Raw genomic sequence first — 13,965 nt, forward strand, 5'->3', positions numbered from 1 at the left:
GCATCAATGTGACTGACAGACCGCTATCGCGAGCAGGCTCGCTCCCACAGGGGATGGGTGGTGTTCATAAAATCTGTGTTTATTTGATGCACTGCCCCGACCGGCTCTGGCACAACGCGAACAACCAGCGGCGCAGGCGGGTGAGTTTCAGTTCCATATCAAGAGCTCCGCTGGCGTGGGGTTGTAGGCGTTGCACGGGTTGTTCAGTTGCGGGCAGTTGGAGATCAGGACGATCACGTCCATCTCGGCCCGCAGGTCGACGTATTTTCCTGGTGCCGAGATCCCGTCTTCGAAGGTCAGGCCGCCGTCGGCGGTCACCGGCACGTTCATGAAGAAGTTGATGTTCGGCCCGATGTCACCCTTGCCCAGCCGTCCGTCGTGGGCGCAGGCCCGCAGGTAGTTGTCGCGGCAGCTGTGCATGTAGCGATTTTCCAGGGCGTAGCGCACGGTGTTGCTTTCCTGGGCGCAGGCACCGCCGAGGGTGTCGTGGCGCCCGCAAGTGTCTTCGACGATGGTCAGCATCGGGTGGCCGAGGTTGGAATACAGCACGCTGCCGGTGCTCAGGTAAACGCTGTTCTGCCGGCGCAGGGTGCGCTGCACGTCGTAGCGCTCCTTGGGGTTGGCCAGGCTGTAGAACAGCGTATCGACCGCCTGGTTGCCTTCCAGGTCGAGGATGCGCAGGGTCTGGCCCTTCTTGACCTCCACCAGCCACGGTTCCCCGGCGGGGATGGTGGCGCGATAGATGGCGGCGTCAGGCTGCTTTTGTACGGTGGCGATGGCGAGTGACATGGCAGCGATCCTCAGGCGATCAGGCGGTCGGTGTTGATGAAGCCGCGCTGGTTTTCCGGGCGCGAATGGCGACAGTGCTCGGCGACGCTGGCGTCAGCGTTCATCCAACTGAGCTTGAGCGGTTGTGGGGCGTATTGCGGGTTCGGGTCCATCGGGTGCTGCAGCGCGGTCAGCACCACCAGGGTGTCCATCGGCGCGTACAGCTCGATGTAGTCGCCGGCCTGGGAGTTGCCTTCAACGAAATGAAAGCCTCCGGCCTCATCGACATCGACCCGGCTGAACAGGTTGAGGGTCATCAGCAGGTCGGACAGGCCCAGCCCCCATTTGCCCAGCTCCACCAGCAGGTTGTCGGTGCCGTTGCGAAAGAAGCCGTTGCGCAGTTCCTGATAGCGGCCCTGACCGTATTTTTCAGCGACTTCCTCAGCGCAAAGCACACCGCCGAGGCTGTCGCTCCAGCCGCAGGTGTCGGCGGTGATGGCCGCCAGCACCCGGCCCATGTCGGAGTAGAGGCAATGGCCGGTGGTGAGCTTGGCGGTGTGTTGGCATTTGAGGCTGTCGGGCAGGTTCAGCCGTTCGGTTTTTTCGTTGGCGTTGAGCAGCGTCAGGCTCACGTTGGCCCCGCCGCGCAGGTCGGTCAGGCGCAGCAGTTGACCGCGCTTGAGTACGAAGGAACGGTGGCCGCCGCCGGGCAGCAGTTCTTCGGCGAAAGGTGTAAACAATTGGGTCGAGTCGGTCATGGTAAAAACTCCTTTCAAGCGATACGCAACGTGCCGGCCAGTTCGGCGGGCAGGGCGTCGACGGCGGCACGGGCGGTGCGGCGGTCGCTGTTCAATGGAATGTCGTAGGTAATGCGTGCGCCATAGGCGCCGGGGGCGTGCGGGTCGACACGGACCTTGTCGAACACCAGCAGGCGTGTGCCGAGGCTGAAACCTTCGGACAGGTCATGGGTGACCATGAACACCGTCAGCCGGGTTTCGCGCCACAGCTCCAGCAACAGGGCGTGCATGTCTTTGCGAATGCCCGGGTCGAGGGCGCCGAAGGGCTCGTCGAGCAGCAGGACACGCGGCTTCATGATCAGTGCCTGGGCGATCGCCAGCCGCTGTTGCATGCCGCCGGACAGTTGCGCCGGGTACTTATCCAGCGCATGGCCCAGGCCGACCTTGTCCAGCAGTTGCGCGGCGTCTTCGCGGGCCTGGTGCTTGGCGCTGCCAAACAGGCGGCCCAACAGCGGCGAGCGCGGCAACTCCAGGCCCAGGGTCACGTTGTCCAGCACCGTCAGGTGCGGGAACACCGAGTAGCGCTGGAACACCACGCCCCGGCTCGCGTCGGGTTCACCGGCCAACGGCTGGCCATCCAGCAGGATTTGTCCGCGACTGGCGCGTTCCTGGCCCAGCAGCAAGCGCAGGAAGGTCGACTTGCCGCAACCCGACGCGCCCACCAGGGTGCAGAACTCACCCTCAGAGACGCTCAGGTTCAAACGCTCCAGGACCACCTGGTCGGCATACTGTTGCCAGACGTTGTTCACCGTAATGAAGCTCATGCCTTCGCCCCCTCGTACCAGGGGAACGCTCGGCGGGTCAGGCGCTTGAGGCCCCAGTCCATCAGCCAGGCGAGCAGGGTGATCCACACCACATACGGCAAGATCACGTCCATCGCCAGGTAACGACGCACCAGAAAAATCCGATAGCCCAGCCCATCCGTAGAGGCGATGGCTTCAGCGGCGATCAGGAACAGCCAGGCCGAACCCAGCATCAGCCGCAGGGAAATCAACAGGCGCGGCAGCAGTTGCGGCAGCACCACCCGCAGCATCAGGGTCCAGGTTGAAGCACCGAGGGTCTGGGCCTTGATCAGCAGCTCGGGCGGAATTTCCCGGGCGCGCTGTTCCAGGTCGCGCGCCAGGCACGGTGTGATGCCAATCACGATCAGCATCACTTTCGACAGTTCGCCCAGGCCGAAGACGATGAACAGGATCGGCAGGATGGCCAGCGGCGGCACCATCGACACCACGGTGAGCAACGGTGACAGCGGTGCGCCAAACAGTGGCAGCGTACCGGCGGCTATGCCCAGGCACAGCCCGGCCAGGGCGCTGATGCCCAGGCCGATGGCCAACCGACGCAGGCTCGACGCGGTGTCTTGCCAGAGCAGATAGTCGCCGCTGCGGGCATCGGCTGTGAAGGCCAGGCGTTTGACCGCGTCGACCATTTGCACGGCGCTGGGCAGGAGCTTGTCGTTGGGGTTGTCCGTCAACCGTTCGGCCGAGCCCATGAAGTAGGCGAACAACACCAGCGCGAATGGCAGGATCACCAGCAACAAGCGGCTGGGACGATCCGGGTAGCGGTTGATCAGGCGCATGCCAGGTCCTCCGGTTTACAGCTTGGCGTCGGCGGCCAGCTGTACGTAGGTCGGGTCAAAGCGCAGCTTGAGGTTGGCCTTGTCGCCGCGGGTCAGGCCATTGGCGAACGTCATGCCGACCGCGTCGGTGCCCTTGGCGCCTTCGCCCAACAAGCCGTGCTGGAACGAGAACTCGGCCACCTTGCCCATGGTGGCGGGCAGTTGCTCGCTGGTGGCGAAGCTCAGGGCTTCCTTGGGCGTGGCGAACAGCTTGGTGGTGTCCAGTTGCGCCTGGAAGCCGGCCAGGTCGGTGCCCGAAGCTTTGGCCATGTGTTCCAGCGCCGTCTTGCTCGCGGCGTTTTTTGCGTTCATCAGTGCCACCACTTCAAACCAGGCGCCGGTCAACGCTTTGCCCAGGGCGGGGTTGTCCTGGAGGGTCTGGGTGTTGACCACCATCATGTCCATGATCTCGCCGGGCACCTGGCTGGAGTTGAACACTTCGCTCACGCCTGGCTGGGCCTTGATGTCCGAGAGCATCGGGTTCCAGGTGGTGACGGCCTTGACCTGGTCGGTGTTGAAGGCGGCGGAGATATCGGCGTCGGAGGTGTTGATGACTTTCAAGTCTTTCTCGGCGAGACCAACCGAATCCAGGGCACGGGCCAGCAGGTAGTGGGACACCGACAGTTCCACCAGATTGACGTCCATGCCCTTGAGGTCGGCGACTTTCTTGCCCTCGCCCTTGAGGACGATGCCGTCGTTGCCGTTGGAGAAATCGCTGATGATCAGTGCGGTGCTGTCCACGCCACCGGCGGCGGGAATGGTCAGGGCGTCCATGTTGGTCATGGTGCAGCCGTCGAACTGACCGGCGGTGTACTGGTTGATGGATTCGACGTAGTCGTTGAGCTGCACGACATCGATCTGGATGCCGTACTTTTTCGCCCATTTATCGACGATGCCTTGGCTACCGGCGTATTCCCAGGGCATCCAACCGGCGTAAATAGTCCAGCAGACGCTGAAGTGGTCTTTTTGGGCGGCGGCGGATGAGAAGCTCGCGAGGGCCGAGAGGGCAGCGAGGAGCAGGGCGGACAGACGAAGCTTGAGCATGGTGGTTCTCCAGTTGATCAAGGGCGGACAGGAGCAACGCGGCACCGCGAACGGTGGCTTGTCTCCCGGGCTTTTGTCCCGCCGTGTAACCTCAACTGGAGGTCGCCAACTCTCGGACCAGCCACTCGCCAGAAGCGAGCCGGAACCCTAGTCAGCCATTGCAAATTGTGGTGCCGCGAACCTGTGATGACTCCTGCACGGAGTTTGTTAAAGCGAGAGCCGTGCCAACTGGAGTCAAGGCCCGGTCCAGAGAGGGCGGGTGCCGCAAGACGGTGGCTGGGGACTGGCGGGGTGCGCAATTGTGGTGCCGCTGCGCACCGGCATGAGGCAAAGAGCTACATGTTTCAACTTATTGCTGGAGCGCACCAGATCTCGATTTCGCTGTCAGATTAATCGTCAGTCACCCAATAGATGACTGCCGCCCATCAGCGTCGCTGATGTGGCCCATCCGCGGTCCAGGAGGCCGCCATGTATCGACGACTGCTGCTCATTGCGTTTCTCGGTTTGACTCTTTCGGCCTGCGTGCCTTATTACGACGGAGACTCGAGCTACTACCGTTCCGAGGTCTACACCTCACCGGCGCCTGTCTATTACGGTGGCGGGAGTTATTATTCGGCACCGCGTGGTTATTACGCCCCGCGGTATTACCAACCGGCGCCGCGCTACTACTCGGCACCGCGTTACTACCAACATGGCCCACGCCACTACTCGCCGCCGCGAGCGGCGTACCGACCTTATCCACACCGTGGGGGCTGGGACGGCCATAACCGGGGTGGCTGGAATGATGACCGACGGGGTCGAGGCGGGCGTGATCATCGGGGACGCGGTGATTATGATCGTGGACGCGGCGATCACGATGGACGACGCAACCACCGCTGATCCCAGGGCAGAAAAAAGCGGCGCATTAAGCGCCGCTTTGTTATGCCTGCAATAAACCCGATGGGATAAGGCTTGTGGGAGCAAAGCTTGCTCGCGATGACAGGGGGGCAGTCAGCCTCTCTGTGACTGGCATACCGCTATCGCGAGCAAGCTTTGCTCCCACAGATGTCACTCTCACAGAATGTCACTCCCACAGGGTGTCACCCAGGTTCTTTATTCGTTGGACAAATCCGCCAACGGATGCCGACCTTCCCACGCTTTGTGAAAGTGCGCCTCGACCGCCGCTTCGGGCACATGGTTGATGTCCGGCCAGTGCCAGCGGGGCTTGTGGTCCTTGTCGATCAGGCGCGCGCGTACGCCTTCGCTGAATTCCGGATGGCGGCAGCAGTTGAGGCTCAAGGTGTATTCCATCCGGAACACACCGGCCAAGGACAAATGCCGGGCCCGGGTGATCTGCTCCCAGACCAGACAAGCGGTCAACGGCGAGCCTTCGGTCATGGTCTTGGCCGCCCGGGCGATCAGCGGATCAGGGTGCTCCACCAGCAGGCTGAGGGCTTTCCAGGCGCAGCGCACGTCGCTGACATCCAGCCATTCATCGATTTTCTGCCGGCGTGGCAGCCATTGGGCTTCGGGCATTTTGCCGACCGCTTCCTGCTGCAAAGCCTTGAGCAGGCTGTTGAGCTGCATCTCGGTCTGCTCCTGCCAGTTGAGTTGCAGCAGGCCCTCGATCAGATCGTCCTGTTGTTCGTCCAGCAGAAAGCGGTCAGCCAGGCCCAGGTCGATGGCGTCCCGGGCGTTCATGTGGGCGCCGGTCAGGCCGAGAAACAGCCCGAGCTTGCCGGGCAGGCGCGACAAGAACCAACTGGCGCCGACATCCGGGTACAGGCCGATGCTGATTTCCGGCATCGCCAGGCGGCTGCTGGGCGTGACGATGCGGGTACTGGCGCCTTGCAGCAATCCCATGCCGCCGCCCAGTACATAACCGTGCCCCCAGCACAGTAGGGGTTTGGGGTAGGTGTGCAGGTTGAAGTCCAAGCGGTATTCCGCTGCGAAGAATTGCGCCGCCAGCGGCGGTACTTCGCCGGGATGCGCGCGGCAGGCCTCCACCAGGCTGCGCACTTCGCCGCCGGCGCAGAAGGCCTTGGCGCCGTTGCCACGCAACAGCACACACACGACCTGCGGCTCTCGGGCCCAGGCATCGAGGCGATCACGCAAGGCGTTGATCATGGGCAGGGACAGGGCGTTCAGGGATTTTTCGGCATCCAGCGTGGCGATGCCAATACGGGCCCCGTCGATGCCGGTGAGCTCTTCGAAGTGCAGATTCATCGTGACCTCGATCAGAAATTGGAATGATCAGTATGACCGCTGCGTAGGAAAGTGCCGGTTCTGCGTCAGATCAATTGACAAGCCATGTAGGCTTTCCTAGGGTGCGCCCATTGTTTTTACCGGATGCAAACATGACTGCCGACGACCGTATCAAACTCGAACCGAGCTGGAAGCAGGCCTTGCGTGCCGAGTTCGACCAGCCCTACATGGCGGAGTTGCGCGAGTTTTTGCGCAGTGAATACGCCGCCGGCAAGGAAATTTATCCACCGGCACCGTTGATCTTCAATGCCCTCAATTCCACGCCGCTGGACAAGGTCAAGGTGGTGATTCTCGGCCAGGATCCGTACCACGGTCCAGGCCAGGCCCATGGCTTGTGCTTCTCGGTGCAACCGGGCGTGCCGACGCCGCCGTCGCTGGTGAACATCTACAAGGAATTGAAGCGCGATTTGAACATCGACATCCCGAATCACGGTTACCTGCAAAGCTGGGCCGACCAGGGCGTGTTGCTGCTCAATACGACCCTCACCGTGGAGCGCGCCAATGCCAACGCCCATGCCAAGAAAGGTTGGCAACACTTTACCGACCGGGTCATCGAAGTGGTCAGCGAACACCAGCCGAACCTGGTGTTCCTGCTGTGGGGCGCCCATGCCCAGGGCAAGCAGAAGTTGATCGATGCGACCAAGCACTTGGTGTTGACCTCGGTCCATCCGTCACCGCTGTCGGCCCACCGTGGCTTCATCGGCTGCGGGCATTTCAGCCGGGCCAACAAGTTTCTCCAGCAGCATGGCGAGCAGCCGATCGAGTGGCGGTTGCCGCCGGTTTGATGAGCTAGTCGAGCGGGCCCCATCGCGAGCAGGCTCGCTCCCACATAGGTTTTGTGGTGGGACGCAAAATGTGTGCTCGCCGCAGGACTCCTGTGGGAGCGAGCCTGCTCGCGATGAAGACAAATCGGTCTACAAATCCGACCCCGACCTGCTCGTCCAATACCTGAACAACGGCTCTGCCAGGAACAGCACGAACAACAACCGCATCACCTGCAACGCCGTTACCAATGGCACCGACAGTTGCAGCGTCTCCGCCGTCAGGCTCATTTCCGCGATGCCGCCGGGCATCATGCCCAACGTCAACGAGCGCAGATCCAGATGGGTCAAGGTGCTCAAGCCAAGGGCTGCCAGTGTGGCGATCAGCATCGTCAACACCGTGCCAACCAACGTGCGCCCCATGAACGATGGTGCCCGACGAAAGAACTGCCGGTTGAAATGACAACCCAACCCGCTGCCGATCAGCCACTGGCCAAGCTGGCTGGCGCCGTCGGGCAGGCCAATGTGCAGGTCCCAACCGACACTCACCGCCGCGCTCACCAGCAACGGCCCGAACAACCAGGGATTGGGTTGGCGCAAGCGCTCCCAGACCCAGGCGAGCAGGGCGCCCGCCGGGAACAGGATCGCCAGCCACAGCCAGTCCACCGTCGTGGCGTGTTGCATCGGCGTACCTTCACCCAACAAGTACTTGAAGGCCGCCGGCACACACAACACCACCACCAGCACCCGCAGGCTCTGGCCCGCTGCAACGCGGCTGAGGTCCGCGCCGTTGCGGGCGCCGAGGTTAACCATTTCGCCGGAACCGCCCGGCATGCTCGAAAAGAACGCGGTGGCACGGTCCTCGCCGGTGCGACGCATCAGCCAGACACTCACCACGCTGGACACGCTGGTGATCAGCGCGCCGAAGAAGATCAGGCCGAAGTGGCTCAGGACTTGCTCCATCACCACCGGCGTAAAGTGCAGGCCGATACCGATGCCCACCACCCATTGGCCGCATTTGCGGCCGCCGGGGATTTCCATCAATTGCCACGGCGTGAGACAGCGCACCAGGATGATCGCCAACAACGAGCCGACCATCCAGGGCAGGGGCCAGCCGATCAGGCTGGCCAGGTAACCGCCGGCCAGACCGACCAGCGGTGTTCCCCACCATTGTCTGAAGGTTGTTGCCTCAGACATTGGCCAGGGCACGACGCTGGGCACTGCGACGACGCCAGATGCGCAGCAGCGGCAGGAACAACATGATCGCCGTCAGGATCCAGCAACCGAAGGTGATCGGGCTCGACCAGAGGATCTCCAGCGCACCGTTGGAAATCGACAGCGCACGGCGCAGGTTCTGCTCCATCAGCCCGCCGAGGATGAAGCCCAGCAAGACCGGCGACAGTGGGAAATCCAACTTGCGCAGGATGTAGCCGAAGATGCCGATGCCGATCATCAGGAACAGGTCGAACGTGGTGGCATGCACCGCATAGACGCCGATCCCGGTGATGATCGCAATGACCGGTACCAGCGCCCAGTTCGGCACGGCCAGGATGCGGGTGAAGATGCGGATCATCGGGATGTTGAGGATCACCAGCATGATGTTGGCGACGAACAACGAGGCGATCAGGCCCCAGACGATGTCCGGCTGTTGCTGGAACAGCAGCGGGCCGGGGGTGATGTTGTACAGCGACAGCGCGCCGATCATCACCGCCGTGGTGCCCGAGCCGGGAACGCCGAGGGTCAGCATCGGCACCAGCGCACCGCAGGCTGCGCCGCCGATGGCGGTTTCCGGCGCCGCGAGGCCACGCTTGTCGCCCTGGCCGAACGTGCCACTGGCGCCGGCCATGCGTTTTTCAGTCATGTAGGCCACGGCGCTGGCCAGGGTCGCGCCCGCCCCAGGCAATACGCCCATGATGAAACCCAGCACGCCGCAGCGGATGTTCACCCAGAACACCGAGGCGGCTTCCTTGAGGTTGAACATCATCCGCCCGGTGGCTTCCACCGCTTCCTGGCCGCGATGGGTTTTCTCCAACAGCAACAGGATTTCACTGATGGAGAACAAGCCCAACACCAGCACGACGAACTGAATCCCGTCGGTCAGGTGGATGTTGTCACCGGTGAAGCGATAGACGCCGCTGTTGGCATCGATCCCGACGCTGGACAGGAACAGGCCGATCAGCGCCGCGATGAAGGTCTTGAGCGGACGATCGCCGGCCATGCCGCCGAGGCAGACAATGGCGAACACCATCAGGACGAAGTATTCCGCCGGCCCGAACGCAATCGCCCATTTGGCCAGCAACGGTGCGAACAGCACCATGCCACAGGTGGCGATGAGCGCGCCGATGAACGAACTCCACGCCGACAGCGACAACGCCACCCCGGCCAGGCCTTGGCGGGCCATCGGGTAGCCGTCGAGGGTGGTCATCACGGTGGAGGCTTCACCGGGGATGTTAAGCAGGATCGAACTGATACGCCCGCCGTATTCGCACCCCAGGTACACCGCCGCCAGCAGAATCAGCGCCGACTCCGGCGGCAGCCCCAGTGCGAAGGCGATCGGGATCAGCAGCGCCACGCCGTTGATCGGGCCCAGGCCCGGCAGCAGGCCGACCACGGTGCCGATCAGGGTACCGCTCAATGCCGTGACGAGGTTGTAGGGGGTCAGTGCAACGCCAAAACCCTGGCCGAGATAATTCAGGGTATCCATATCAATTCTCCAGGACGTCGAGCAGGCCCAGGGGCAGCGGCACGTCCATCAGCTTGTCGAACAACAGATAAAGACCGATGGCCATCAGGCTGATGATCACCACGCTCGGTACCCAGCGACCGCCATACAGGCGCGCCATCGGCACACCGACCAAGATGCTGGCGACGATGAAGCCCAGGGGTTCGAAGGTCCCGGCGAAGACCAGCAGCAGCGCGACGCAGATGCCGATCTTCTGCAGGGTTTCACGGTCCAGTTGCGGGTCGTCCTCGCTGTGTACGACGGGCGTAGGGCGAAACAGCATGTACAGCAGCGCCAGGCCCATCAGTCCCAGGATCAATAATGGAAAGGCGCGCGGGCCGACCGGTTCGTAGGAAAAGGCGGCCTGATACGGCCAGGCCATCAGCGCCAGGCCGATACAGGCCAGCAGCAGCACCGCGGCAAAAATACGTTGGATGGTGAGCATGACTAACTCCTGGGCGGCGCCGGTTGTGCCGGCGCCGCCGCGAGAACAGGGAGGATTACTGGATCAGGCCGAACTCTTTGGCCAGCACCTTGTAATCAGCCACTTGCTTCTTCACGTAGGTGTCCAGTTCCGGACCGGTCATCGCAAACGGGAACAGCTCGCGCTGGTCGCGCAGCTTGGCGAACTCTTCGGAAGCCAGCAGCTTGTCGAAAGCGTCTTTCCACCAGGCGTAGTCTTCATCGCTGACCTTCGGCCCGAGGTAGAAGCCGCGAACCACCGGCCAGACGATGTTGTAGCCTTGTTCCACGGCGGTCGGAATGTCCTTCATTTCCGGCTCGTCGATGCGTTTCTCGGCAAACACGGCGAGCAGGCGCATGTCGCCGCTCTGGATGTGCGGCATGGAGTCGGAAATATCCGTACTGCCTACCTGGATGTGCCCGCCAAGCAGTGCGGTGGCGATTTCGCCGCCGCCTTCGAGGGCCACGTAACGCAGGTCGCGAGGGTTGATGCCGGCGGCCTTGGCGATGAGGGCGGTCTGCATCCAGTCCTGGCTACCGACGGTGCCGCCGGAGCCGATCACCACCGAGCCCGGATCTTTCTTCAGGGCCTGTACCAGATCGTCGAGGGTCTTGTAGGGCGAATCGCTTTTCACGGCAATGGCGCCATAGCTGGTGCCCACGGCGGCCAGCCAGCGCACGGCACTTTCATCGAAACGACCGAACTTGCCTTGGGCCAGGTTCAGCAGTGAGCCGCTGGACCAGGCCACCAGCGTACCGGCGTCGGCCGGGCGCTGGGCGACCACTGCGTTGTAGGCCACCGCGCCGACACCGCCGGGCATGTAGGTGACGCGCATCGGTTTGGTCAGCAGCTTCTGGTTGACCAGCGCGCTTTGCGCCAGCTTGCACGTCAGGTCGAAACCGCCACCGGGGGAGGCCGGGGCGATACATTCCGGGCGCTTCGGTTCTTTGGATGGATCAGCGGCGAGCAATTGCCCGGCGAACATCAGGCATCCGGCTGCCAGGGCTACTTTACGCAGTGATAGGTTCATTGTTGTCTCCACAGGAGTTGTTGTTGTGTGTTGTAGATGGGGCATTGCAAGCTTGAAGCTGTAGCGCAACTGCGCAGCGTTTCAACGACGCGGCAGGTCACGTTGCGCGCATGCACCTTGTCGTCGATGCAAATCGGCGCAGGCGTCGGCACAGGCAAGGGTAGTCTGGTTGGAGCGTAAAAGAGGGGCGGGTGTGAAGGCCTGGAGGTGCATGGACAGCATGATGAATACTCCGCTTATTGTTTTTATTCGGCGAAAACGCTTCGAGGCGTTTTTCGTTCGCGATCTGTTTCGCGACCGGCAGTCGTAACTGTCCGTTTCAAGACTCTAACGGCCCAACCTTTCGCTAACCTTTCAAAACCTTTCAGCGTGTTTTTTGGCTTCACAGTGGCGGATGCGGCTGTAAACTCCGCGCCAAAGAATGGCGTCGGCCATCCCTGAATCGAGGAATAACCCATGCGTGTCCTGCTCGTCGAAGACCATCTGCAGCTCGCCGAAAGCGTTGCCCAGGCGCTCAAGAGCACCGGTTTGACCGTGGATGTGTTGCATGATGGCGTCGCGGCCGACCTGGCCTTGAGCAGTGAGGAATACGCCGTGGCGGTCCTTGATGTCGGGCTGCCGCGCATGGACGGTTTCGAGGTGCTGGCGCGTCTGCGGGCCCGTGGCAAGACGTTGCCGGTGCTGATGCTGACCGCCCGCAGCGACGTCAAGGACCGCGTCCATGGCCTCAACCTGGGGGCCGACGATTACCTGGCCAAGCCATTCGAGCTCACCGAACTGGAGGCCCGGGTCAAGGCCCTGCTGCGCCGCAGCGTACTGGGCGGAGAACGCCAGCAGCGCTGCGGCGGGCTGGTCTACGACCTGGACACCCGCCGTTTTACCCTCGACGACGAATTACTGACCTTGACCTCCCGTGAGCAAGCCGTGCTGGAAGCGTTGATTGCCCGTCCGGGGCGGGTGATGAGCAAGGAGCAACTGGCCGCCCAGGTGTTCGGACTGGACGAAGAGGCCAGCCCCGACGCCATCGAAATCTACGTCCACCGCCTGCGCAAGAAACTCGACGGCCATGCGGTGGCGATCGTGACGTTCCGCGGCTTGGGCTATCTGCTGGAAAATCGCAATGCATAAACCCGACAGCCTGCGCTGGCGGTTGCTTCGCAACCTGGCCTTGCTGCTGGTGGTGCTGATGCTCGCCAGCGGTTTGAGCGCCTACTGGAACGGTCGCGAAGCGGCGGACACCGCCTATGACCGGACCCTGCTGGCCTCGGCCCGGACCATCGCCGCTGGCCTGTCCCAGCGCGACGGCAGCCTCAGCGCGGATGTGCCCTACGTGGCCCTGGACACTTTTGCCTACGACAGTGCCGGACGGATTTATTACCAGGTCAACGACATCGACAAGAAGTTGATTTCCGGCTACGAAAACCTTCCCGGCCCGCCGCCCGGAACGCCCCGCACGGACGACTACCCAGCCCTGGCGCGTTTTTACAACGCTCAATACCAGGGGCAGAACGTGCGCGTGGTGAGCCTGCTCAAGGCCGTGAGCGAGCCGAACATGAACGGCATGGCGGAAATTCGCGTGGCCGAGACTGAAGAGGCGCGGGTCAGCATGGCCCGCAGCCTGATGGCCGACACGCTGTTGCGCCTGGGCATGCTGGCCGTGGGCGCGCTGCTGTTGGTGTGGTTCGCCGTCAGCGCGGCGCTGCGCCCGTTGGAGCGTTTGCGCACGGCAGTGGAGGAGCGTCAGCCGGACGATCTGCGGCCGTTGCCGCTGGTGGAGGTGCAGCACGAGTTATGGCCGCTGGTGCGGGCCCTCAACCATTTCACCGAGCGCCTGCGCGGGCAGTTCGAACGTCAGGCGCAGTTCATCGCCGATGCCGCCCACGAACTGCGCACGCCCTTGGCCGCGCTCAAGGCGCGCCTGGAGCTGGGCTTGCGCGCCAGCGAGCCGGTGACCTGGCGGGAAACCCTGGAAACCGCGGCCCAGGGGACCGATAGATTGACCCACCTGGCCAACCAGTTGCTGTCCCTGGCGCGGGTGGAAAATGGCGCCCGGGCCATTGCCGAAGGCGGTGCGCAGTTGCTCGATCTGAGCCAGTTGGCCCGTGAGCTGGGCATGGCCATGGCCCCGCTGGCCCATGCCCGAGGCGTGGCGCTGGCCCTGGAGGCCGACGAACCGGTATGGCTGCGGGGCGAGCCGACCTTGTTGAACGAGCTGTTGAGCAATCTGGTGGACAATGCCCTGGCCCACACGCCGTCGGGCGGCAACGTAATCCTGCGGGTGTCAGCGCCGGCGGTGCTGGAAGTCGAGGACGATGGCCCCGGCATTCCGTTGCATGAGCGGGACCGGGTGTTCGAGCGGTTCTATCGACGTAACCAGCAAGTGGCCGGCTCGGGCCTCGGGTTGGCGATCGTCGGCGAAATCTGCCGCGCGCATCTGGCGCAGATCACCTTGCACGACGGGCAGGAGCGTGGGTTGAAGGTGCGGGTGAGTTTTGTCCCGGGATAAACCTGGCGATGCAAA

The 13,965-nt window shown here is 63.0% G+C and carries 14 protein-coding genes and 1 riboswitch; of the genes, 4 read left to right on the forward strand and 10 right to left on the reverse strand.

Translation table 11 applies throughout. From position 1 onward, the window contains the following. Positions 1 to 147 precede the first annotated feature (147 nt). Genes HU715_RS02105 through HU715_RS02125 form a run of 5 tightly spaced genes read right to left on the reverse strand, consistent with a single transcriptional unit; the run spans position 148 to position 4,224 of the window. On the reverse strand, positions 148 to 789 hold the full coding sequence (locus HU715_RS02105; RefSeq protein ID WP_186704532.1) for an urea amidolyase associated protein UAAP2: 642 nt from the start codon (positions 787 to 789) through the stop codon (positions 148 to 150). Positions 790 to 800: 11 nt separating this feature from the next. Continuing rightward, complete coding sequence (locus HU715_RS02110; protein ID WP_186704533.1) at positions 801 to 1,526, reverse strand: urea amidolyase associated protein UAAP1; 726 nt, start codon at positions 1,524 to 1,526, stop codon at positions 801 to 803. 14 nt (positions 1,527 to 1,540) lie between these two features. Next, the gene (locus HU715_RS02115; protein ID WP_186704534.1) at positions 1,541 to 2,329 is read right to left on the reverse strand and encodes an ABC transporter ATP-binding protein; all 789 of its coding nucleotides are present in this window, start codon (positions 2,327 to 2,329) and stop codon (positions 1,541 to 1,543) included. Then, the gene (locus HU715_RS02120) at positions 2,326 to 3,141 is read right to left on the reverse strand and encodes an ABC transporter permease (RefSeq protein ID WP_053186390.1); all 816 of its coding nucleotides are present in this window, start codon (positions 3,139 to 3,141) and stop codon (positions 2,326 to 2,328) included. The genes HU715_RS02115 and HU715_RS02120 overlap by 4 nt, the downstream gene beginning before the upstream one ends. A 15-nt stretch (positions 3,142 to 3,156) precedes the next feature. After that, positions 3,157 to 4,224, reverse strand: a complete 1,068-nt coding sequence (locus HU715_RS02125; protein WP_186704535.1) for a putative urea ABC transporter substrate-binding protein — start codon at positions 4,222 to 4,224, stop codon at positions 3,157 to 3,159. Positions 4,225 to 4,284: 60 nt separating this feature from the next. Next, positions 4,285 to 4,386, reverse strand: a riboswitch (guanidine-I (ykkC/yxkD leader). A gap of 306 nt (positions 4,387 to 4,692) precedes the next feature. Here HU715_RS02125 and HU715_RS02130 point away from each other — a divergent pair. Further along, positions 4,693 to 5,103: a hypothetical protein gene (locus HU715_RS02130; RefSeq protein ID WP_186704536.1), complete on the forward strand. Its 411-nt coding sequence runs from the start codon at positions 4,693 to 4,695 to the stop codon at positions 5,101 to 5,103. 213 nt (positions 5,104 to 5,316) lie between these two features. Here the strand turns inward: HU715_RS02130 and dspII are convergent, their stop codons facing one another. Next, positions 5,317 to 6,429, reverse strand: a complete 1,113-nt coding sequence (gene dspII, locus HU715_RS02135; protein WP_186704537.1) for an enoyl-CoA hydratase/isomerase DspII — start codon at positions 6,427 to 6,429, stop codon at positions 5,317 to 5,319. 131 nt (positions 6,430 to 6,560) lie between these two features. Between dspII and ung the strand changes: the two genes are divergently transcribed. Continuing rightward, on the forward strand, positions 6,561 to 7,253 hold the full coding sequence (ung, locus tag HU715_RS02140; protein ID WP_186704538.1) for a uracil-DNA glycosylase: 693 nt from the start codon (positions 6,561 to 6,563) through the stop codon (positions 7,251 to 7,253). Between the two features lie 129 nt (positions 7,254 to 7,382). Here ung and HU715_RS02145 read toward each other — a convergent pair whose 3' ends face one another. From HU715_RS02145 to HU715_RS02160, 4 genes are read right to left on the reverse strand one after another with little or no spacing between them, the layout of a single operon-like run. Then, a complete protein-coding gene (locus HU715_RS02145) occupies positions 7,383 to 8,426 on the reverse strand; it encodes an AbrB family transcriptional regulator (RefSeq protein ID WP_186704539.1) in 1,044 nt (347 codons plus the stop codon). Next, positions 8,419 to 9,933 (reverse strand): tripartite tricarboxylate transporter permease, encoded by a 1,515-nt coding sequence (locus HU715_RS02150; protein WP_053120026.1) that lies wholly within the window; start codon positions 9,931 to 9,933, stop codon positions 8,419 to 8,421. Before HU715_RS02150 ends, HU715_RS02145 begins: the two co-directional genes overlap by 8 nt. Position 9,934: 1 nt before the next feature. Beyond that, entirely contained in the window at positions 9,935 to 10,396 is a 462-nt protein-coding gene (locus HU715_RS02155; RefSeq protein ID WP_186704540.1) for a tripartite tricarboxylate transporter TctB family protein, read from the reverse strand. A 55-nt stretch (positions 10,397 to 10,451) separates the two neighbouring features. Beyond that, on the reverse strand, positions 10,452 to 11,444 hold the full coding sequence (locus HU715_RS02160) for a Bug family tripartite tricarboxylate transporter substrate binding protein (RefSeq protein ID WP_186704541.1): 993 nt from the start codon (positions 11,442 to 11,444) through the stop codon (positions 10,452 to 10,454). Between the two features lie 456 nt (positions 11,445 to 11,900). On the opposite strand from HU715_RS02160, the gene HU715_RS02165 reads away from it, so the two are divergent. Both HU715_RS02165 and HU715_RS02170 read left to right on the forward strand, forming a co-directional pair. Further along, positions 11,901 to 12,572 (forward strand): response regulator, encoded by a 672-nt coding sequence (locus HU715_RS02165; protein WP_003198779.1) that lies wholly within the window; start codon positions 11,901 to 11,903, stop codon positions 12,570 to 12,572. Next, positions 12,565 to 13,950 (forward strand): sensor histidine kinase, encoded by a 1,386-nt coding sequence (locus HU715_RS02170; protein WP_186704542.1) that lies wholly within the window; start codon positions 12,565 to 12,567, stop codon positions 13,948 to 13,950. Before HU715_RS02165 ends, HU715_RS02170 begins: the two co-directional genes overlap by 8 nt. The last annotated feature ends 15 nt before the right edge of the window (positions 13,951 to 13,965 follow it).

The organism is Pseudomonas zanjanensis, assembly GCF_014268745.2.
Lineage (GTDB): Bacteria > Pseudomonadota > Gammaproteobacteria > Pseudomonadales > Pseudomonadaceae > Aquipseudomonas > Aquipseudomonas zanjanensis.

What these genes read in the sequence shown, in the direction of transcription:
- HU715_RS02105 (WP_186704532.1), bottom strand. Translation starts at nt 789, where the DNA reads ATGTCACTCGCCATCGCCACCGTACAAAAGCAGCCTGACGCCGCCATC.
- HU715_RS02110 (WP_186704533.1), bottom strand. Translation starts at nt 1,526, where the DNA reads ATGACCGACTCGACCCAATTGTTTACACCTTTCGCCGAAGAACTGCTG.
- HU715_RS02115 (WP_186704534.1), bottom strand. Translation starts at nt 2,329, where the DNA reads ATGAGCTTCATTACGGTGAACAACGTCTGGCAACAGTATGCCGACCAG.
- HU715_RS02120 (WP_053186390.1), bottom strand. Translation starts at nt 3,141, where the DNA reads ATGCGCCTGATCAACCGCTACCCGGATCGTCCCAGCCGCTTGTTGCTG.
- HU715_RS02125 (WP_186704535.1), bottom strand. Translation starts at nt 4,224, where the DNA reads ATGCTCAAGCTTCGTCTGTCCGCCCTGCTCCTCGCTGCCCTCTCGGCC.
- HU715_RS02130 (WP_186704536.1), top strand. Translation starts at nt 4,693, where the DNA reads ATGTATCGACGACTGCTGCTCATTGCGTTTCTCGGTTTGACTCTTTCG.
- dspII (WP_186704537.1), bottom strand. Translation starts at nt 6,429, where the DNA reads ATGAATCTGCACTTCGAAGAGCTCACCGGCATCGACGGGGCCCGTATT.
- ung (WP_186704538.1), top strand. Translation starts at nt 6,561, where the DNA reads ATGACTGCCGACGACCGTATCAAACTCGAACCGAGCTGGAAGCAGGCC.
- HU715_RS02145 (WP_186704539.1), bottom strand. Translation starts at nt 8,426, where the DNA reads ATGTCTGAGGCAACAACCTTCAGACAATGGTGGGGAACACCGCTGGTC.
- HU715_RS02150 (WP_053120026.1), bottom strand. Translation starts at nt 9,933, where the DNA reads ATGGATACCCTGAATTATCTCGGCCAGGGTTTTGGCGTTGCACTGACC.
- HU715_RS02155 (WP_186704540.1), bottom strand. Translation starts at nt 10,396, where the DNA reads ATGCTCACCATCCAACGTATTTTTGCCGCGGTGCTGCTGCTGGCCTGT.
- HU715_RS02160 (WP_186704541.1), bottom strand. Translation starts at nt 11,444, where the DNA reads ATGAACCTATCACTGCGTAAAGTAGCCCTGGCAGCCGGATGCCTGATG.
- HU715_RS02165 (WP_003198779.1), top strand. Translation starts at nt 11,901, where the DNA reads ATGCGTGTCCTGCTCGTCGAAGACCATCTGCAGCTCGCCGAAAGCGTT.
- HU715_RS02170 (WP_186704542.1), top strand. Translation starts at nt 12,565, where the DNA reads ATGCATAAACCCGACAGCCTGCGCTGGCGGTTGCTTCGCAACCTGGCC.